This is a genomic window from Hyphomonas sp. (assembly GCF_018402285.1).
Lineage (GTDB): Bacteria > Pseudomonadota > Alphaproteobacteria > Caulobacterales > Hyphomonadaceae > Hyphomonas.
In genome coordinates, this window is the sequence record NZ_JAGYJH010000004.1 from 240,530 (window position 1) to 258,988 (window position 18,459).

At 61.7% G+C, this 18,459-nt stretch carries 17 protein-coding genes; 10 read left to right on the top strand and 7 right to left on the bottom strand.

Features of this window, described 5'->3' with window-relative positions; translation table 11 throughout:
* Positions 1–9: 9 nt before the first annotated feature.
* Positions 10–693, top strand: coding sequence for a TIGR04283 family arsenosugar biosynthesis glycosyltransferase (locus KG722_RS10915; protein WP_213271810.1), 684 nt, complete (start codon positions 10–12; stop codon positions 691–693).
* On the opposite strand, the gene KG722_RS10920 is transcribed toward KG722_RS10915, so the two are convergent.
* Positions 690–1,232: a hypothetical protein gene (locus KG722_RS10920; protein WP_213271811.1), complete on the bottom strand. Its 543-nt coding sequence runs from the start codon at positions 1,230–1,232 to the stop codon at positions 690–692. The genes KG722_RS10915 and KG722_RS10920 overlap by 4 nt on opposite strands.
* Between KG722_RS10920 and KG722_RS10925 the strand changes: the two genes are divergently transcribed.
* Both KG722_RS10925 and KG722_RS10930 read left to right on the top strand, forming a co-directional pair.
* Positions 1,231–1,911: a DUF2064 domain-containing protein gene (locus KG722_RS10925; protein ID WP_213271812.1), complete on the top strand. Its 681-nt coding sequence runs from the start codon at positions 1,231–1,233 to the stop codon at positions 1,909–1,911. The genes KG722_RS10920 and KG722_RS10925 overlap by 2 nt on opposite strands.
* 47 nt (positions 1,912–1,958) lie before the next feature.
* On the top strand, positions 1,959–3,092 hold the full coding sequence (locus tag KG722_RS10930; protein ID WP_300998436.1) for a PA0069 family radical SAM protein: 1,134 nt from the start codon (positions 1,959–1,961) through the stop codon (positions 3,090–3,092).
* Here the strand turns inward: KG722_RS10930 and KG722_RS10935 are convergent.
* Complete coding sequence (locus KG722_RS10935) at positions 3,089–4,717, bottom strand: Na/Pi symporter (RefSeq protein WP_213271813.1); 1,629 nt, start codon at positions 4,715–4,717, stop codon at positions 3,089–3,091. The genes KG722_RS10930 and KG722_RS10935 overlap by 4 nt on opposite strands.
* A gap of 192 nt (positions 4,718–4,909) precedes the next feature.
* On the opposite strand from KG722_RS10935, the gene KG722_RS10940 reads away from it, so the two are divergent.
* Positions 4,910–5,992: a site-specific DNA-methyltransferase gene (locus KG722_RS10940; RefSeq protein ID WP_213271814.1), complete on the top strand. Its 1,083-nt coding sequence runs from the start codon at positions 4,910–4,912 to the stop codon at positions 5,990–5,992.
* 10 nt (positions 5,993–6,002) lie between these two features.
* Here the strand turns inward: KG722_RS10940 and KG722_RS10945 are convergent, their stop codons facing one another.
* Both KG722_RS10945 and KG722_RS10950 read right to left on the bottom strand, forming a co-directional pair.
* On the bottom strand, positions 6,003–7,364 hold the full coding sequence (locus KG722_RS10945; protein WP_213271815.1) for a VWA domain-containing protein: 1,362 nt from the start codon (positions 7,362–7,364) through the stop codon (positions 6,003–6,005).
* 12 nt (positions 7,365–7,376) lie between these two features.
* Entirely contained in the window at positions 7,377–8,354 is a 978-nt protein-coding gene (locus KG722_RS10950; RefSeq protein ID WP_300998437.1) for a MoxR family ATPase, read from the bottom strand.
* A gap of 145 nt (positions 8,355–8,499) precedes the next feature.
* On the opposite strand from KG722_RS10950, the gene KG722_RS10955 reads away from it, so the two are divergent.
* The 6 genes from KG722_RS10955 to KG722_RS10980 all read left to right on the top strand — a co-directional run bounded on the left by KG722_RS10955 (position 8,500) and on the right by KG722_RS10980 (position 15,803).
* Positions 8,500–10,698: a primosomal protein N' gene (locus tag KG722_RS10955; protein WP_213271817.1), complete on the top strand. Its 2,199-nt coding sequence runs from the start codon at positions 8,500–8,502 to the stop codon at positions 10,696–10,698.
* A 193-nt stretch (positions 10,699–10,891) separates the two neighbouring features.
* Positions 10,892–11,452, top strand: a complete 561-nt coding sequence (gene atpH / locus KG722_RS10960; RefSeq protein WP_300998438.1) for an ATP synthase F1 subunit delta — start codon at positions 10,892–10,894, stop codon at positions 11,450–11,452.
* An 8-nt stretch (positions 11,453–11,460) separates the two neighbouring features.
* Positions 11,461–12,996: a F0F1 ATP synthase subunit alpha gene (gene atpA, locus KG722_RS10965; RefSeq protein ID WP_213271818.1), complete on the top strand. Its 1,536-nt coding sequence runs from the start codon at positions 11,461–11,463 to the stop codon at positions 12,994–12,996.
* A gap of 35 nt (positions 12,997–13,031) precedes the next feature.
* Positions 13,032–13,910, top strand: coding sequence for a F0F1 ATP synthase subunit gamma (locus tag KG722_RS10970; protein ID WP_213271819.1), 879 nt, complete (start codon positions 13,032–13,034; stop codon positions 13,908–13,910).
* 46 nt (positions 13,911–13,956) lie between these two features.
* On the top strand, positions 13,957–15,384 hold the full coding sequence (atpD, locus tag KG722_RS10975; protein WP_213271820.1) for a F0F1 ATP synthase subunit beta: 1,428 nt from the start codon (positions 13,957–13,959) through the stop codon (positions 15,382–15,384).
* 11 nt (positions 15,385–15,395) lie between these two features.
* A complete protein-coding gene (locus tag KG722_RS10980; RefSeq protein ID WP_213271821.1) occupies positions 15,396–15,803 on the top strand; it encodes a F0F1 ATP synthase subunit epsilon in 408 nt (135 codons plus the stop codon).
* Between the two features lie 74 nt (positions 15,804–15,877).
* Here KG722_RS10980 and KG722_RS10985 read toward each other — a convergent pair whose 3' ends face one another.
* The 3 genes from KG722_RS10985 to KG722_RS10995 form a co-directional block, all read right to left on the bottom strand.
* Positions 15,878–16,663, bottom strand: coding sequence for a thioesterase family protein (locus tag KG722_RS10985; RefSeq protein ID WP_213271822.1), 786 nt, complete (start codon positions 16,661–16,663; stop codon positions 15,878–15,880).
* Positions 16,664–16,799: 136 nt separating this feature from the next.
* Positions 16,800–17,120 (bottom strand): 2Fe-2S iron-sulfur cluster-binding protein, encoded by a 321-nt coding sequence (locus KG722_RS10990; protein ID WP_213271823.1) that lies wholly within the window; start codon positions 17,118–17,120, stop codon positions 16,800–16,802.
* A gap of 17 nt (positions 17,121–17,137) precedes the next feature.
* Positions 17,138–18,382 (bottom strand): FAD-dependent oxidoreductase, encoded by a 1,245-nt coding sequence (locus KG722_RS10995; protein WP_213271824.1) that lies wholly within the window; start codon positions 18,380–18,382, stop codon positions 17,138–17,140.
* Positions 18,383–18,459: the final 77 nt, after the last annotated feature.

Here is an 18,459-nt window from a genome sequence, read left to right on the forward strand (position 1 = left end):
CACCTGCCCATGCCAGCGCCGCTATCGATCATCATTCCGGCCCTTAACGCAGCGGCTGACCTGCCGCTCTGCCTTGAGGGCCTGATGCCGGGGCTGGAAGCGGGGCTGATCCGGGAAGTGATCGTCGTGGACGGGGGCTCGTCGGACGCGACGGCGCGCATTGCGGGCTCTGCCGGAGCAAACCTGGTGGAAAGCCCGGCCGGACGGGGAAAGCAGCTGATCGCGGGCGCGCGGGCTGCGCGCGGGGAGTGGCTCATGTTTCTCCACGCCGATACCGGTCTCTCGCGGGACTGGCCCGAACGCGCCGCTTCCCATATGGGCCGGCGCCCGGGCGAGGCCGCCGCCTTTACGCTGAAATTCAGGTCTGATGCCCGCGCTGCCCGCTGGCTGGAGGCGCGGGCCAATCTCCGCGCCCGCTGGATGGGCCTGCCCTATGGCGATCAGGGGCTGCTGATCTCCCGAGCGCTCTATGAGGATATCGGCGGCTACAGCGATGTGCCGCTGATGGAAGATGTCATGATCGTCCGGGCCCTGGGCAAGAAGAGGCTCGTGATTCTTGACGCGGAGGCGCGCACCTCTGCGGCCAAGTATGAACGCGATGGCTGGCGCCGCCGCAGCTGGAAGAACGCCCTTTTGCTGGTCCGCTTCCTGATGGGCGCCAAGCCGGAAGACCTCGCCCGCTCGTATCGCTAGCGCGCCTTCTCCCACCAGGCATTGTCGGCAAAATCCGCGCCATGGTGTTCCCGGAGATATTCGGAGAAAGCGTCGATATCCGTCACCCGGCAGGAATAGCTGCCTTCCTTTTCCAGTCCGTAGCGGAAGAGGTCGGAGGCGTTCGCGCCGCTACAGTCTGGCACCGCGACTTCATACTCCCGCACGCCAAGGTCGGTGTCCTTGAGCTTGCGGGCGACCACATAGGCCCAGGCTGCTTCTTCATCGTCCTCGGAAAGATTTGCTTCGCCCAGCCAGATGGTTTGCCCGCCGGCCTCCATCAACGGGCGGAAACGGACGGCAATAGGCCTTTCCTCGCCATCTTCAGGATGGGGCAGCACGAGATAGGCGTCTTCCTGCAGGGTCGTCTGATGGCAGGGCTCATCGCCGTCCAGGCAGAAGGTCAGGGGCCCATCATGGATATGGACGCCTTCCCCAATCAGGGGCTTCTCCGAGAGAAAACAGCCGCTGAGCAACAGGGCGGCGCAGGCGGCAGCTAAGTTGCGGAATAAGCCGGGCATGGATTGCGCTTTCGTGTTCGTGATTTCAGTGTCGGCGTTCATTCCGGCAAAACAATGGCCCATGCACAAGATTTCGTTGCTCATTTTCGCCAAGCCACCCCGCATGGGCCTTGCAAAGACCAGGCTGGCCGAAGGCGTCGGGCCAACGCAGGCGCGCCGCATTGCGGGTTTTACGCTTGCGACCACGCTGAGCGCTGCCCGGGCGAGCGGTCTGGATGCAAAAGTCTACACCACACCCGACCTGCTGGCCGGGGGGCAGCAGGGGCGGGCCCTCTTTGGCGGCCTTGAGGTGCACCCGCAGGGAGCAGGTACGCTGACAGACAGGTTGGAGCGCGGTCTCCGGGACGCGCAACCGGGAATGGTCCTCTTTGTCGGGTCTGACGCGCCGGATGTTTCCCCCGCACTCCTGCGCGCCGCCGTGCGGGGCCTGATGCGCCATGACGCCGTTTTCGGGCCGGCGGTGGATGGCGGTTTCTGGTTGTTCGGAATGCATAAAGGGCCAAAGGCGCGCTCTCCTTTCCGGCGCGTGCGCTGGTCCGGGCCCCATGCAATGCAAGATGTCTGGAGCCATTTGCCGGAGGGCGCGCGTGTCTGCCTCCTGCCGCCACTTATCGATATTGATGCTGCGCCAGACTGGGAGAGCTGGCGCCTGTCAAAGCGCAAATCCCACAGGAAGTAACCCAAAAGTTCTTGCTTTGTTCTTTGTGTTCTGTCTTTCTTGCTACCATGCGTACGGGACAGAAGCTGAAGAAATCAGGACGGGTCACGCTTCTCGACACAACGGGCGTGGCAGAGCGTTTCGAGCATCGGGGGCGTGGCGCCATCTCGAATCAGACCGGACGGTATGAACGGGAAACGCGCCACGGCTTTGATGATGGCTGGGATAGTGTGGAAGACGCCGCCGACCCTCTGGATACGCAGGTGTTCGACGAGGTCGCCCGCACGATCATCACCTTCAACAAGTCGCCGGACATTTCCTTTGACCGGACTGTGAACCCTTACCGGGGGTGCGAGCATGGCTGCATCTATTGTTTCGCGCGGCCGACCCATTCCTGGTCAGGCCTCTCGCCGGGGCTTGATTTCGAGAGCAAGCTTTTCCGCAAGACCAATGCTGTTGATCTTCTGATGCGGGAGCTCTCGCGTCCCGGCTATATCGTGCGGCCGATTGCGCTGGGCATGAATACCGATGCCTATCAGCCGATCGAGCGGGAGGAGCGCCTCACGCGCCAGCTTCTTGAAGTTCTCGCCGCCCACAATCATCCCGTCAGCCTGCTGACTAAATCTGCTCTGATCCAGCGTGACATCGACATTCTCGCCCCGATGGCAGCCAAAGGCCTGACGCGCGTCGGCGTTTCAGTCACGACGCTGGACCGAAAGCTCGCGCGCAAGATGGAGCCGCGCGCGGCAACACCGGAGCGCCGGCTGGAAACGGTCAAGGCCCTCTCCGAAGCAGGCATCCCGGTTGCAGTGATGACGGCGCCGATCATTCCCGGCCTGAATGACCATGAGATTGAAGCGCTGATACGGGCGGCCGCAGACAATGGCGCGCGCGGTGTCGGCTATGTGGTCCTGCGGTTGCCGTTTGAACTCAAGGACCTCTTTCATGAATGGCTTGTGCAGCATGCCCCAGACCGTGCCGCACGGATCATCAACACGCTCCGGGATATGCGGGGCGGCATGGATTATGATGCCAGATGGTTCGAGCGCGGAACAGGCAGGGGACCTGTGGCAGACCTGATCCGCGCCCGGTTCGTTCGCGCGGCGACCCAGCTTGGACTGAACCGGCCGCGCGACCCTCTGAGGACGGATCTTTTCTGCCCGCCTGGCGCGCCCTCCGATCAGCTCAGTTTCGATCTCTAGGTTTCAGCTGCCGGCTGAGACGCAGTGACGAGGTTTTGAGCCAGCGGAATCCAGGGCGCTATCCGGCGTTCTGCCTTCAGCGCAGACTCGGCAATCTGGCGCATCCGCTGCGCCGTCATGAGCGCGGCTTCAGCTGCGCCAACCTTGAGGGAGCCTCTGGCGACGCCGGTCAGCAGATCATACTTTATCGCCTGATAAGCAGACTCCACCTCGCTCAGTTCGGTATCGAACTCGGTCTTGAACGTCTCTGGATCTTCTGTCGATGTGGTCAGGGCTGCAAGAACCCCGGCGCGCAACCTGGCCCAGGCGGGTTCCTGCATGTCCGGAAGGGACCCCGCGCGCAGGGTTGCCGCGCATTCTGCGGACACTTCCTCTATATGCTGCACGCAGCGTATAACGTCCGGGATGGCCTTGACGACTTCCGGTGGCAGGGGGCCGCGGCTGAGTTCTGCCACAAAATCCCGGATCATCTGGCCGAGCGCAATAATGCCGGCGTCATGCGCGCCATTCCCCTCGCGGGCGGGCAGCGTCAGCAGCCGGTTCCGGGCATTGCCGGTCGCTTCAGCCAGCATCCGGTGGGTTTCAAGCACCAGGCCACGCAGCGCGAGGGCGGGCACTTCAGCCAGTGTCGTATCAAGGAATTGAGGCCGGCTGATCGCTTCATCTGGGCTGACGAACTGGTTTTCGAGCCGGCGGATAACCATTTTCGCAAATGGCAGATAGAATAGGACACCGGCGATATTGAACGTCGTGTGGAAGGCGGCCAGCGCGATGGTGTCTTCGGCGCCGGGCATCACCTGGTTCGTCAGCCAGACGGCAAAGCCCAGATAAACGGGCAACAGAACGAACGCAACCGTGCCGCTGGCAATGTTGAAGAGGATCTGAGCGGCGGCGACCCGCTTTGCGTTGGGGGTCGCGCCGACCGCTGCAAAGGCTGCCGTAGAGGTGGTGCCCATGTCTGCGCCGATGATGGTGGCGGCGGCAAGGTGGATGGGCACTGAACCTGTCGCCGCAGCCGTAAGGGTTATCGCAATCGCGGCGCTGGATGACTGGGTCATCATCGACAGGATCATGCCCAGCAAGAGGAACGCCACGGGTGCCAGCAGGCCGGCCGATTCCGGATCAAAACCGGTCAAATGGGGTATCAGGCTGGAAAAGGCCTCCTTGAGCACGCCGATGCCAAGGAAAAAGAGCCCAAAGCCCGCCAGGGCTTCGCCGAAGCCGCCCAGCCGCGCGCGGCTTCGCGCAAACAGCCGCACCAGCATACCTGCGCCAATTATCGGAAGAGATATGGCCACAATGTCCAGTTTGAGGCCAATCATGGCCACCAGCCATCCGGTCATCGTGGTGCCGATATTCGCCCCGTAAATGACCCAGACGGCCTGAGCCAGGGTCAGCAGCCCGGCATTGACAAAGCCGATGGTCGCGACCGTGACAGCGCTTGAAGACTGCATAATGGCCGTCAGCAGCGTCCCGGCCGCCAGACCGCGAGGGGGCGTGCGCGTCGAGCGGCGCAGCAGCGTGCGCAAGCCATCGCCAGCCGCGATTTTCAGCCCGCCGCTCGTCATCGACATGCCCAGCAGGAACAGGCCAATACCGCCAAGCAGTTCCAGGGCCAGCATCATGCGCAAATACTCCATTGGGCACTTACCCAAACGCACGACTGTGGCCTCTGACAGAGCGCCCCGCAAGCCTATCAGGAATAATCCCGGCGCGCGGCTGGTAACCTTTCGGCAGGGTTTCCTTCACGCCGTCTTTACCGGCGCGATTCAGGGTCTCCTGCAACACTCACAGTAGAGTCGCAGGGCAAACGATCCATGACCATACAGCGCAACACGATCATCCAGGGCGATTGCATCGAGGTCCTGTCCCGTATTCCGGACAAGTCCGTCGATCTCGTCTTTGCTGATCCGCCTTACAATCTCCAGCTCGGCGGCGGGCTCACGCGCCCGGACCAGTCCGTGGTCGACGGTGTGGATGATGAATGGGACAAGTTTGCCAGCTTTGATGACTATGATTTGTTCACGCATCAATGGCTCGAACAATGCCGCCGTGTGCTCAAAGATGATGGCGCAATCTGGGTCATCGGCTCCTATCACAATATTTTCCGGGTCGGGACGGTGCTTCAGGACCAGGGCTTCTGGATTCAGAATGATGTTATCTGGCTGAAGTCAAACCCCATGCCGAATTTCAAGGGCACCCGTTTCCAGAATGCGCATGAAACGCTGATCTGGGCCGGAAAATCCAAGGACAGCCGCGTCACCTTCAATTACGATGCGCTGAAAACCTTCAATGAAGACAAGCAGATGCGCTCGGACTGGACGATCCCGCTCTGCACCGGCGGCGAGCGTCTGAAGGATGAGGCAGGCCGCAAGGCGCACCCGACGCAAAAGCCGGAATCCCTGCTGCACCGTGTTCTTCTCGCCACCACCCATCCCGGCGACCTGGTTCTGGATCCCTTCTCCGGGACGGGCACGACCGCGGCTGCTGCCAGGCGTCTTGGCCGGGATTTCATCGGCATCGAGCGCGAAGAAGGCTATGCGCGGTTATCGCGGGCCCGCGTCAAGGCGATCACGCCGCTGGAAGGCGAAGTACTGGAAACCGAACGCAGCAAGAAGTCGCTTGCCCGTGTGCCCTTCGGCGCGCTGATCGAAACCGGCTGGCTCAAGCCCGGCGACCGGCTCTTCTCCGCCCAGCGCCGCCATCAGGCCCGCATCCGCGTCGACGGCTCGCTCACCACCGGCGCGATCACAGGTTCGATCCACCGGCTTGGCGCGCAGGTCCAGCAGGCGCCCGCCTGCAATGGCTGGACTTACTGGCACTACGAAACCGACAAGCGAGACCTTGCGCCGATCGACCTTCTGCGCCGGCGTTACCGCGAAGAAATGGGCCTCTCCTGAGACCCTCCGTTCACGAATAGCTGGTCAGGATTTCGTCCAGGGCGCGCTCAAGATCCTTGAGCGTCGCCACATGGCTCATCTGTTTGCAGTAGGGGGCATAGCGGGGGATCACGCTGTCGCCCGTGCCCCAGAGGCCTGGACCTTCCGGATTGAGCCAGATCGTCTGCTTGGCCCGTCCGGCAAAGCCGCTGAAAAGGTCGAGGCGAGGATCGCCATAATTTGAGCGCCCGTCGCCAAGCACCAGGAGGGTGGTGCGCCGGTCGATGACCGTCTCATGGTCTGTCTTGAAGTCTGACCAGGCCTGGCCATAGCTCGTTGAGCCAAGGCCGAATTCCCGGAGGATCTTCTTCATCGCTCCGTCAAACTCGTTTTGCTCGAGAATGTCGCTGACATCGCCCAGCCGGTAGGAGAAGGCATAAGCGTGCAGGTCGGGAATGACCTCCTTCAGCGAATAGAGGAGGAGCAGCAGGAAGCGCACATAGGCGGCAACTGATCCCGATACGTCACAAATGGCAACAATCTTCGGCCGGTCCTTTTTCTTCTGCCGCCAGATGACGTTGAATGGCACGCCGTCATAGCCGGCATTGGCGCGCATCGTGCGGCGCACATCCAGGATCCCCCGCGAGGTCTTCTTGCGCCGGCGCGAGTGTTTGACGGCCAGCCGCCTGGCGATCTTGGCGATAAGCAGCTTCATCCGTGCCATGTCATGGGCTTCCAGCGCGGTGAGGCGCTTGGTGGCGGCGACATCATCACGGAATTTTTCCGTTTCGCCCGCGCCGAAGACTTCAAAAGCCCGTTCGGCCCGCTCTCTCGCGGCCAGGGTGAGGGCGCGGCGCGCATCAATCATGCGCTGGGCGTCTGCGTCGGCCCCGGCGCCAGAACGCTGCAAGGCTTCCAGAAGCCGCGCCTGCAAAGCCTCCCCGCCCATGGCGCGCACCATCTGCTGCGCATAGTAAGCCGTCTGCGTCGAAAAGCGGATGTCATTTAGGCCAGCAGCCTCTGCCGCGCGCTCCACGGCCGTCGCGAGCGCCTGTTCATTGCCCGGCTGGGTCAGAGAAATCATCTGCTCGGCGGCGTCGGCCGCGTCCTGCCCGCCGCTCTCTGCGTCTTCAGAGCCCTCTTCGGCCTCCTCACTCTGGCTCTGCTTGCTGCGCTTGCTGCCTGCCGTGAAATACAGCTCGAACAGCTTGTCGTGCATGTCCTTTTCGGCTTCGGATTTGGCCAGTACGCAGGCGAGCGAGTCCTTCAGCAGCGCCCGGTCGCCATAACCGATCATCGCCACGGTGCGTGCCGCGTCCAGCGCTTCGCCGGTGGAGACCTTCACATCGGCAGACCTCAGCGCCCGGATGAAATTGGATATCTGGCGCTCCATCGGCGCGCCGCCTTATCCGATGTCCGGGTAGCCGGAAGCCGTCCGCCCGCCCGGATCCGTTCCAATCGCTTCGCGCACCATCTTGGGGATCTGTGGAGAGATGGCCGCAATGTCGCTCTCATGCTTGAGCAGCACGTTGAGCGTATCGCGCACGAACTGCTCGTCGAGGCTTCCGGAGTGGAGGAGCAGGAGCGTCCGCGCCCAATCCACCGTCTCGGCGATGGAAGGCCGCTTCTTGATGTCGGCCTCCCGAACGGACTGAACGAAGCGCACGAGCTGGTTCAGCAACGTATCGGAAATCCCGTCCACCCGCGCCCGAACGATCCTCTGTTCCCGGACATGGTCGGGGAAGCCGATATGCAGATGCAGGCAGCGCCGCTTCAGCGCGTCGCCCAGCTCGCGGACATTGTTTGAGGTCAGGATGACGATCGGCGGCACTTTCGCCCGGATGGTGCCGATTTCCGGAACAGACACCTGATAATCGGAGAGCACTTCCAGCAGGAACGCCTCGAACGCCTCATCGGACTTGTCGATTTCGTCGATCAGCAGGATCGAGCCACTGTCCTGCTGCATGGCGTGGAGCAGGGGGCGCGCTTCCAGGAATTGCGGCGAGAAGAACAGGTCTTCAAAGTCAGCGAGCTTGCCCAGCGACTTGCTGAGATTATCAGCCTCGCCGATCAGCTCGTTGAGCTTCTCTTTCAGGATCTGCGTGTACAGCAGCTGCTTGCCGTATTTCCACTCATACAGCGCCTTGCCTTCATCGAGGCCCTCATAGCATTGCAGGCGGATGATCGGCAGGTCGAGCCAGCGGCCGAGTGAGGCGGCAAGGTCGGTCTTGCCGACGCCTGCCGGGCCTTCGATCAGGATCGGCTTGCGAAGGCCATGGGCGAGATACACCGCTGTCGAAATCTGCGCGGTGGAGATATAGCCGGCGGTGCCGAGCCCTGCGGTGATTGCCTCGATCGAGGTCAGCGGCTCGTAGCCAGTCATTGCGTCTTTTGCCATGTCAAAGGGGTAGGGGTGGCCGGGGTGAGTGGCAAGCACTCACGCTAGGGCAATTTGGCCGCCCGTGCACAACCTCGCAGCATAGTCTGGATGACAGGCCCGCCCCTCCGGCGCTATGCCGGGATCAGCCATGGCCGTCGCCCGAATCCTCTTCACCCTGCCGCTGCCCGAACCGTTCGACTACGCGGTGCCCGACGGCATGGTGCTTGAGCCGGGAGCCTATGTCGCTGCGCCCGTCGGCCCGCATGACCGGCTCGGCATCGTGGTCGACCTGCTCGGCGATGAGGTCGCCGCCGGACGCAAGCTCAAGGCGGTCAACGCGGTCTATGGCGCCCCGCCGATGGGAGCCCCGATGCGCGAGTTTCTGGCATGGGTCGCGCGCTACACGGTTACCCATCCGGGGCAGGTCCTGTCGATGGCGCTCCGGGCGCGGGAGGGCCTGCTGCCGTCCCCTGTCGAGATACGCTACCGCGCGACCGGGAAGCTCCCGGAGAGGATGACGCCGGCCCGCCAGAAGGTTCTGGAAGTGTACCGGAGTGACCGGAAGTGGCCAGGAATGGCCGGAAATGACCTCCTGTTGGCAGCGTCTGACATCGCCTTGGCCGCAGAAGTGTCTTCAGGTGTCGTTAAGGGGATGGCCGATGCGGGTGCCCTTGAGCCTGTGGAAATCGAGACGGACCTGCCCTTTGCGATACCGGATCCGGGCCGCAAGGGCGCCGTTCTGACAGGTGAGCAGGCCCTTGCGGCCGGAGAATTGACCAAGGCTATCCACGCCGGTGGCTTCTCCGCCTTCCTGCTCGACGGGGTGACCGGGTCGGGCAAGACGGAAGTGTATTTCGAGGCTATCGCCGAGACTCTGAAGTCTGATCCAGAGGCGCAAGTCCTTGTCCTGCTTCCGGAAATTGCACTGACGCAGGCGATCCTCGCCCGATTCGAGGCCCGCTTTGGCGCGGCCCCGGCGCCCTGGCATTCCGGCCTCAACCCCAAGGACCGCCGCCGCACCTGGCGCGAGGCTGTCCACGGGAGAGCGCGGATCGTCATCGGTGCCCGCTCGGCGCTTTTCCTGCCCTATCGCAAGCTGCGCCTGATCATCGTCGACGAAGAGCACGACACCTCCTTCAAGCAGGAGGACGGCGTCACCTACCACGCCCGTGATCTGGCGGTCATGAGAGCCAAGCTTGAAGGCGGACAAGTCATCCTCGCCTCCGCAACGCCCGCGCTGGAAACTGCCGTAAATGCTGAGGCCGGGCGATATGTACACCTCAGGCTGGCGGCGCGGCCGGGGGCGTCGCGCTTGCCGGATATCGAGCTTGTAGACCTGCGAAAAGCCCCGCCAGGCAAAGGCAAATGGCTCTCCCCTGTGCTCGAACGCGCCTTGCTCGAAACGTTTGGCAATGGCGAACAATCCCTCCTGTTCCTCAACCGGCGCGGATACGCCCCCCTCGTCATCTGCAAGGCCTGCGGGGAAAGGCTCAAAACACCCGGCACCGAGAACTGGCTGACCGAGCACCGCTACTCCGGTCGCCTTGTCTGCCATGTGACAGGCTATTCGATCCCCAAGCCCGCCAAATGTCCCCAATGCGGGGCGCCTGATTCGCTGATGGGGGTCGGGCCCGGCGTGGAGCGGGTCGCCGAGGAAGTGCGCGCCTTGCTGCCCACCGCCCGTATCGAGATTTTCTCGTCAGATACAGCGCAAGGCGCGGATGTTACCCGCAGCCTTGTCGAACGCATGGAGCAGGGCGAGATCGATGTGATGATCGGCACCCAGATCGTGGCGAAAGGGCACAACTTCCCCAATCTGACGCTTGTGGGCGTGGTAGATGCCGATAGCGGCCTGAAAGGCGGTGACCTGCGGGCGGGTGAGCGAACCTACCAGTTGCTCAGCCAGGTGGCTGGCCGGGCAGGGCGCGCAGACCGCCCCGGCCGGGCGCTGGTGCAGACCTATGCCCCCGATAACCCGGCGATGGAGGCGCTGGCGGCCAATGACCGGGACGGCTTCCTGCAGACCGAGCGGGATGTGCGCGCCGAGCTTGTCTTGCCGCCATTTGGCCGTCTGGCGGCATTGATCCTGTCGGCGCCGTCTGCAGAACTTGTGGATAAAACCTCGCTGGAGATCGCAGCAGCGGCGCCCAACGGGGAGGGGATTGAGGTGTTTGGGCCAGCGCCTGCGCCCATTACCGTGCTGCGTGGACGCCACCGCCGGCGTTTCCTGATCAAGAGTCCCAGAATCATTGACCTTTCAGCCTACATGACCGCATGGACGGGTCGCCTGAAACTCCCCGCACAGGTGCGGATTTCAATCGACATCGATCCTTATTCTTTCCTGTAAAAGGTCATTCCCCTCAGCACGCCGCATTCGCGGCCATTTCGCCGCATCGCGGTGGGCGGTGGCCCTGTTGTCAGCGGTAATTTCTAATGATAAGCGCCGCACAGCCTCGGGGGGGTGCCCGTTATGCGAGCGCCGCCGGCCTGACATTTATTAGGGCACTTCCGCCCCCTAACTGAGACGGATTTTCAAGACCTTGCCTGCCTCGAACGTGATCCAGACAAGCGAAACGGCCCAGCGCTACGCTCGCGCCCTCTTTGATTTGGCGCAAGACAAGGGCGAGCTAGCCGCAATCCATAAGGATTTCAGGGGTTTCGCCGCACTCATCAAGACGTCGGCTGACCTCCGGACGCTGCTCGACTCGCCCGCCTTCAGCCGGGAAGTGAAGATTTCTGCCCTTGCTGAAATCGCGAAGAAGGCTGGATATTCGTCCCTGTTCGGCAAGTTTCTCGGCACGATGGCCACCAATGGCCGCGCCAGGGATATACTCGGCGCAGAATTCGCGTTTGACCAGTTTTATGCCAAACAGCGCGGCGTGCAGCGCGCAATTGTCCGCACCGCAAAAGAAATGACCGGCGCTGAAAAGGCCCGGATCGAATCGCTGCTCGCCAAAGTGGTTGGCGGCGAAGTTGAACTTACCAGCGAAGTCGATGCTTCGCTGATCGGCGGCATCCAGCTGCGCCTAGGCTCCAAGCTTGTGGACGCCAGCGTCGCCAAGAAACTTGAACGCATGAACACCGTGATGAAGGGAGCATAAGAAGCTCGATGGACATTTCACCTGCAGAAATTTCGGGCATCCTGAAGTCTCAGATCGAGAATTTCGGCGTCGAAGCTGAAGTCTCGGATGTTGGACAGGTGCTTTCCGTTGGCGACGGTATCGCCCGCGTCTACGGCCTCGACAGCGTCCAGGCCGGCGAACTCGTCGAGTTCGATGGCGGCATCAAGGGCATGGCGCTGAACCTCGAGAAAGACAATGTCGGCGTCGTGATCTTCGGCGAAGACCGCAATATCAAGGAAGGCGACACTGTAAAGCGCACCTCCGAGATCGTTGCGGCGCCTGTGGGTAAGGGGCTCCTGGGCCGCGTCGTGAACGCTCTGGGCGAGCCGATCGATGGCAAAGGCCCGCTGAAGGACCTCGCTGGCCGTTCGCAGGTCGACGTGAAGGCCCCTGGCATCATTCCGCGTAAATCCGTTCACGAGCCCATGATGACCGGCATCAAGGCCATCGATGGCATGATCCCGGTCGGGCGTGGTCAGCGCGAGCTGATCATCGGTGACCGCCAGACCGGCAAGACCGCGATTTGCATCGACACGATCCTGAACCAGAAGCCGACCAATGACGCGGCCAAGTCCGACAAGGACAAGCTGTTCTGCGTCTATGTCGCCATCGGTCAGAAGCGCTCGACCGTGGCTCAGGTCGTCAAGGCCCTCGAAGAGCGCGGCGCCCTTGATTACACGATCGTTGTTTCGGCAACAGCTTCGGAATCGGCTCCGCTTCAGTATCTTGCGCCTTTCACCGGCTGCACGATGGGCGAGTGGTTCCGTGACAATGGCATGCACGCCCTGATCATCTATGATGACCTCTCCAAGCAGGCTGTTGCGTATCGTCAGATGTCGCTGCTGCTTCGCCGGCCGCCTGGCCGCGAGGCCTATCCGGGCGACGTGTTCTACCTTCACTCGCGCCTTCTCGAGCGCGCCGCTAAGCTGAACGATGACAACGGCAATGGTTCGCTGACGGCCCTGCCGATCATCGAAACCCAGGCCAACGACGTTTCGGCCTATATTCCGACCAATGTGATCTCGATCACCGATGGCCAGATCTTCCTCGAAACCGACCTCTTCAACTCGGGTATCCGCCCTGCGGTGAACGTCGGTCTGTCGGTGTCCCGTGTGGGGTCTGCTGCCCAGACGAAGGCGATGAAGAAAGTCGCCGGTTCGATGAAGGGTGAACTGGCCCAGTATCGCGAGATGGCCGCCTTTGCGAAGTTCGGTTCCGACCTCGACGCCGCAACCCAGCGCCTGCTGAACCGGGGCGCGCGCCTGACGGAGCTTCTGAAGCAGCCGCAATACTCGCCGCTGCTGATGGAAGAGCAGGTCGTGATCATCTATGCCGGTACGCGCGGCTATCTCGACAAGGTCGCCCTCAAGGACGTGACCCGTTACGAGAAGGAACTGCTCGTGCACCTGCGCGGCGCGAAGAAAGAGCTGCTCGCCAAGCTTCGCGAGAAGAAAGAACTCACCAGCGAGATCGAAGACGAAGTCAAGAAAACGCTGGACGATTTCACTTCGAAATTCGCCTGATCTGTTGACTGAACCAAGGACGGTAAAGGCCTGACATGCCCAGCTTGAAGGACCTTAAGAACCGGATCGGAAGCGTGAAATCCACGCAGAAGATCACGAAAGCCATGCAGCTTGTTGCTGCGGCCAAGCTTAAGCGCGCGCAGGACGCGGCAACGGCTGCGCGTCCCTATGCTGAGCGGCTTGCTGCCGTTCTGGCAAATCTGGCTGCGACGACCGGACAGGGCGGCCCGAAGCTGCTTTCGGGGAACGGGAATGACCAGACCCATCTGATCGTTGTCATGACGGCAGAGCGCGGCCTTGCTGGCGGTTTCAATGCGTATGTGGCCAAGCTGGCCCGCTTGAAGATCCAGCAGCTCCAGGCTGAAGGCAAGACCGTCAAGCTTCTGACCATCGGCAAGAAGGGCCGGGAAGTCCTGGCCCGTGAACACAGCGGGCTGTTCGTCGGGCATGTCAGCCTGTCTGATGTGAAGAGCAACAACTTCACTGACGCGGCCCTGTCGGTCGGGCAGATGCTGACCCAGGGCTTTGAAAAGGGCGAGTTCGATGTTGCAACGTTGATCTATTCCCAGTTCAAGAACGTGCTGTCTCAGGTTCCGACCGCGCAGCAGCTGATTCCGGCCAAGGCACCGGAAGGGGCTCCTGTGATCGATCTTGGCGGCGCGCAGTACCTCTACGAGCCCTCCGAAGAGGCCATTCTCGAGGCGCTTCTGCCGCGTTACATCAATACCCAGATCCTGTCGGCCATGCTGGAAAGCTCGGCCGGTGAGCAGGCGAGCCGCATGACCGCCATGGACAATGCGACCCGCAACGCAAAGGACCTGATCAAGGCGCTGAACCTCAAATACAACCGCGCCCGCCAGGCACAGATTACCAAGGAGCTGATCGAGATCATCTCCGGGGCCGAAGCCCTCTAGCAACCAACCTTTTTAAGAATACTTCATCTCCCGAGGAGACGATCAGATGAGCACCCCCGCAAACGCCAAAGGCCGCATTTCCCAGGTAATCGGCGCTGTTGTCGACGTAGAGTTCGATGGAGAACTCCCGTCGATCCTCAACGCTCTGGAAACTGACAACAACGGCTCACGCCTTGTTCTCGAAGTTGCGCAGCACCTCGGGGAAAACACCGTTCGCACCATCGCGATGGACTCGACCGAAGGTCTTGTTCGCGGTCAGCCGGTTGCAGACATTGGCACCCCGATCAAGGTTCCGGTTGGCCCGGCAACGCTCGGCCGCATCATGAACGTGATCGGCGAGCCGATCGATGAGCGCGGCCCGGTGAACGCAGATACCTACATGCCCATCCACGCATCTGCGCCGGAGTTTGTTGACCAGGCGACCGAGTCGGAAGTTCTGGTTACGGGCATCAAGGTCATTGACCTGCTCTGCCCCTATGCCAAGGGCGGCAAGATCGGCCTGTTCGGCGGTGCCGGCGTTGGCAAGACGGTTCTGATCATGGAACTCGTCAACAACATCGCCAAGCTGTTCGGTGGTTATTCGGTGTTCGCCGGTGTCGGTGAGCGCACGCGTGAAGGAAACGATCTCTATCACGAGATGATCGAGTCGAACGTGATCAACCTGGAAGGCGAAAGCCGCATGTCGCTGGTGTATGGCCAGATGAACGAGCCGCCGGGCGCCCGCGCGCGCGTCGCTCTGACGGGGCTGACGCAGGCGGAGTATTTCCGGGATGTGGAAGGCAAGGACGTGCTGTTCTTTGTCGACAACATCTTCCGCTTTACCCAGGCCGGTTCGGAAGTGTCCGCTCTTCTTGGCCGTATCCCTTCGGCCGTGGGCTACCAGCCTACCCTTGCAACCGACATGGGGGCACTTCAGGAGCGCATCACCTCGACCAACAAGGGCTCGATCACCTCGGTTCAGGCCGTCTACGTTCCTGCCGATGACCTTACAGACCCGGCCCCTGCAACTTCGTTTGCCCACCTGGACGCGACGACGGTTCTCAACCGCGCCATCTCGGAAAAAGGCATCTACCCGGCTGTGGACCCGCTCGATTCCACCTCGCGTATCCTTGACCCGATGGTTGTCGGTGAAGAGCATTACGAAGTGGCCCGCGGCGTTCAGCAGATCCTGCAGAAGTACAAGGAACTTCAGGACATCATCGCCATTCTCGGCATGGATGAGCTCTCCGAAGACGACAAGCTGACCGTGGCGCGTGCCCGTAAGGTCGAGCGTTTCCTGTCCCAGCCCTTCGACGTGGCGCAGGTTTTCACCGGTTCGCCGGGCGTCCAGGTGAAACTGGAAGATACGATCAAGGGCTTCAAAGGCCTGATCAGCGGCGAGTTCGATCACCTGCCGGAGCCCGCCTTCTACATGGTTGGCAATATCGAGGAAGCAAAAGCCAAGGCTGCGAAGCTGATGGCGGAAGCTGCCTGAGGATCTGACGGATGGCTGACAAGCTTCACTTTTCGCTCGTTTCACCGGCCCGAGAGCTTTTCGCAGGCGCGGTTGACCACGTGATTGCTCCGGGCACGGAAGGTGAGTTTGGCGTTCTGGTGAACCACGCGCCATTCATGACCACCCTGAAGAACGGCGTCGTGCGCGTGCTTGAGGGCGATGTTGTGCGGCATCGTTTCTATGTGCGCGGCGGATTTGCGGATGTGACGCCCGCTGGCCTGACCATTCTCGCCGAAGAGGCACGCAGCCTCTCGGACGTGAACGCGCAGGAGATCGATGTTGAGATCGAAGCAGCAAGGCTCAAGCTTCTTGAACTCGACAAGGACGACACCCGGCGGGTGGTGTTCGAGCATCAGATTTCTTATCTTGAGGGCCTGCGCAACGCGCTCGCGAACTGATCAGGATACATTCTGATCAAGAAAATCCCCGGCAGAGATGCCGGGGATTTTTCTGTTTTGGCTGCGATGAAGCGTCAGACAAACAGGGCAATTGTCTGGCGGCCAACCATGACGGGCTGACGGTCCTTGTTCCAGAGCAGCATCTCCTGGCTGGAATAGCCATTGCGCGCGGTCTGGGCGACATGCCTCGCCAGAAACCAGCGATCCTGCGTTTCGATTTCCTCGGTGAGGAACTCGGCCATCCAGGTCATTGAGCTTATGCGCCCGGGCTCCTTGAACATGCTCATGGCCGCTGGCGGCGGCGCATCTGCAAGGGCCAGCAATGAGACGGCGTCCATGGGCATGGCTTCATCCTTGTGACGCATCCAGATCGACACATCAGCCCTGTCTGCGCCCGAGAGCGGCATGGCGCCGCCCGCGATCAGCAGATCAAAATTCTGCGCAAAGGCGGGGCCCTGATGATTGCGGAAATAGGGCTTCACGTCTTCCGGATTGAGGACGTCAGGTGCCGGCAGATCGGCGAAGTTCAGTGAGGACGCGCGCGAAGCGCCAAAAGTGAAGATGCAGTCTGCCAGTACGCCCTCATCGCCTGTCATCCGTGCAGACACAAAGATGGTGTTCTTGCCCTGCCGGAGCACTTCAGCCTTGCAGGTGACTTGCCCGTTAACAGGGCCAACGAATGCCACCTGTACGGCGCGCACGGGAAGGCCGGGGGCGAGCGTGCGTGCAGTCTCCAGGCAGAGTGCGGCGGTGAGCCCTCCATAGGCCGTGCGGCCCTGCATCCAGGTTTCTGGAATATGTGTTGATCGCGCGTTCGGGCCAGAGTCCGAAATCGAGGCCAGCAGATCGGTGTAGTTCATCGTCAGGCTCCTGGGAGGGCAGGGTATGGCGCCTTTTCATCATGGTTCCGAAAAGGAACCAATAGATAACGTTGGGGCAAATGAAAACGCCCCGGCCCTGGGGGCCGGGGCGTGAAGGATTGGCTGTGAGCAAGACCTAGTGCTGGCTCTCCGGCGTGGAGACGCGCAGGCCATCGAGTGCATCGCTGACCTTGATCTGACAGGAAAGGCGCGAATTGGGGCGCACATTCTCGGCGAAGTCGAGCATCGACTTTTCCATCTCTTCCTGAGCGCCGGCCTTATCGAGGAAGGCTTCGTCAACATAGACATGGCAGGTGGCGCAGGCGCAGGCGCCGCCGCAATCAGCATCAATTCCGGGAATGGAATTCTTGATCGCCGCTTCCATTACAGATTCGCCGTTCTTCGCCTCCACCGTGCGTTCGGTGCCATCGTGCGAAATGTAGGTGATCTTTGCCATTTGGATTTCCGTCTCCTTCAGGCCGCAGCTTTTGCGGCGATGTCTTTCATTGGGATTGATACGTCGCTGAGCACATCAGGCGCAATCTTTGCGCCCGACATGATGAGTTTCTTGGATGCCAGGAACTCCGGCGGGCTGTTGACGGCGTCCGCGGCGATGAGCGTGCCGTTGCGCATGTAGAAGGCGGCAAACTTCCGATCCGTCGGATCACCCCGCAGGACGATGGTGTCATAGTCCGTGCTGAGGCCGGCGATCTGAAGTTTGAGGTCGTACTGGTCCGACCAGAACCAGGGACAGTCTTCAGATGGACGGGGTTGGCCGAGAATGGCCGCGGCGACGAGTTTGCCTTGCTCGATGGCGTTGTGGACGCTTTCGAGACGGCCTGTACGGCCGTAATGAACCAGCGGGCGGCTGGCGCAGTCTCCGGCAGCGAAGACGTGCGGATCGGATGTGCGCCCGTCCCGGTCGGTCAGGATGCCGTTGGAGCAGGCGATACCGGCGTCCTTTGCCAGTTCTTCATTGGGCACGATGCCGATCCCGACGAGGACAATGTCTGCGGGCAGCTTTGCGCCATCAGCCAGGACGGCAGCGCTGATCTGGCCGTCCTTGCCTTCAAGATGCGACAGCGCTGTGCTGGTGAGGATCTTGACGCCCCTGGCGCTGTGCTCATCGGCGAAGAACGCGCTCATCACTGGGCTGGTGACGCGGGCGAGCACGCGCGGCGCCATTTCCAGGACGGTGACATCGAGACCCATGGTGCGGGCGACCGCAGCGGCCTCCAGGCCGATATAGCCAGCGCCGATGATGACCATGCGGCGGCCTTCGACCATTTGCGGGCGGATGCGCTCGACATCCGACAGGCTGCGCAAATCATGCACGCCGGCAAGATTTGCGCCCTGGCAGGCAAGCGCGCGCGGGCGCGAACCGGTGGCAATCACGAGCGCATCATAGGGAAGCTCCGCGCCATGTTGGATATGCGCGATGCGCGCGGCGCGGTCGATTGAAGTGACGCGGGAGCCCAGCATGACTTCGATCTTGTTGTCCTCATACCAGGAGGCTGGGCGGAAATACAGGCGTTCCTCAGCCATCTCGCCCTTCATGTAGGCTTTGGAGAGCGGCGGGCGCTGATAGGGAATGGCTGCCTCTTCGCCGACAAGTGTAAGTGCGCCCGTATAGCCCCCCTGACGCAAGGATTGCACAGCCTGAGCGGCCGCCTGGCCAGCACCGGCTATTACAATCCTTTTTGCGTCTGAAAGGTCCACGACGCCCCCTGATCCCTATTGGTGACGCAAGCGTCATCTTTCGACTGGTTCTAAGCAGTTGTAGCGCGACCCGCAAG

What these genes read in the sequence shown, in the direction of transcription:
- KG722_RS10915 (WP_213271810.1), top strand. Translation starts at nt 10, where the DNA reads ATGCCAGCGCCGCTATCGATCATCATTCCGGCCCTTAACGCAGCGGCT.
- KG722_RS10925 (WP_213271812.1), top strand. Translation starts at nt 1,231, where the DNA reads ATGGATTGCGCTTTCGTGTTCGTGATTTCAGTGTCGGCGTTCATTCCG.
- KG722_RS10920 (WP_213271811.1), bottom strand. Translation starts at nt 1,232, where the DNA reads ATGCCCGGCTTATTCCGCAACTTAGCTGCCGCCTGCGCCGCCCTGTTG.
- KG722_RS10930 (WP_300998436.1), top strand. Translation starts at nt 1,959, where the DNA reads ATGCGTACGGGACAGAAGCTGAAGAAATCAGGACGGGTCACGCTTCTC.
- KG722_RS10935 (WP_213271813.1), bottom strand. Translation starts at nt 4,717, where the DNA reads ATGATGCTGGCCCTGGAACTGCTTGGCGGTATTGGCCTGTTCCTGCTG.
- KG722_RS10940 (WP_213271814.1), top strand. Translation starts at nt 4,910, where the DNA reads ATGACCATACAGCGCAACACGATCATCCAGGGCGATTGCATCGAGGTC.
- KG722_RS10945 (WP_213271815.1), bottom strand. Translation starts at nt 7,364, where the DNA reads ATGGAGCGCCAGATATCCAATTTCATCCGGGCGCTGAGGTCTGCCGAT.
- KG722_RS10950 (WP_300998437.1), bottom strand. Translation starts at nt 8,354, where the DNA reads ATGACTGGCTACGAGCCGCTGACCTCGATCGAGGCAATCACCGCAGGG.
- KG722_RS10955 (WP_213271817.1), top strand. Translation starts at nt 8,500, where the DNA reads ATGGCCGTCGCCCGAATCCTCTTCACCCTGCCGCTGCCCGAACCGTTC.
- atpA (WP_213271818.1), top strand. Translation starts at nt 11,461, where the DNA reads ATGGACATTTCACCTGCAGAAATTTCGGGCATCCTGAAGTCTCAGATC.
- KG722_RS10970 (WP_213271819.1), top strand. Translation starts at nt 13,032, where the DNA reads ATGCCCAGCTTGAAGGACCTTAAGAACCGGATCGGAAGCGTGAAATCC.
- atpD (WP_213271820.1), top strand. Translation starts at nt 13,957, where the DNA reads ATGAGCACCCCCGCAAACGCCAAAGGCCGCATTTCCCAGGTAATCGGC.
- KG722_RS10980 (WP_213271821.1), top strand. Translation starts at nt 15,396, where the DNA reads ATGGCTGACAAGCTTCACTTTTCGCTCGTTTCACCGGCCCGAGAGCTT.
- KG722_RS10985 (WP_213271822.1), bottom strand. Translation starts at nt 16,663, where the DNA reads ATGAACTACACCGATCTGCTGGCCTCGATTTCGGACTCTGGCCCGAAC.
- KG722_RS10990 (WP_213271823.1), bottom strand. Translation starts at nt 17,120, where the DNA reads ATGGCAAAGATCACCTACATTTCGCACGATGGCACCGAACGCACGGTG.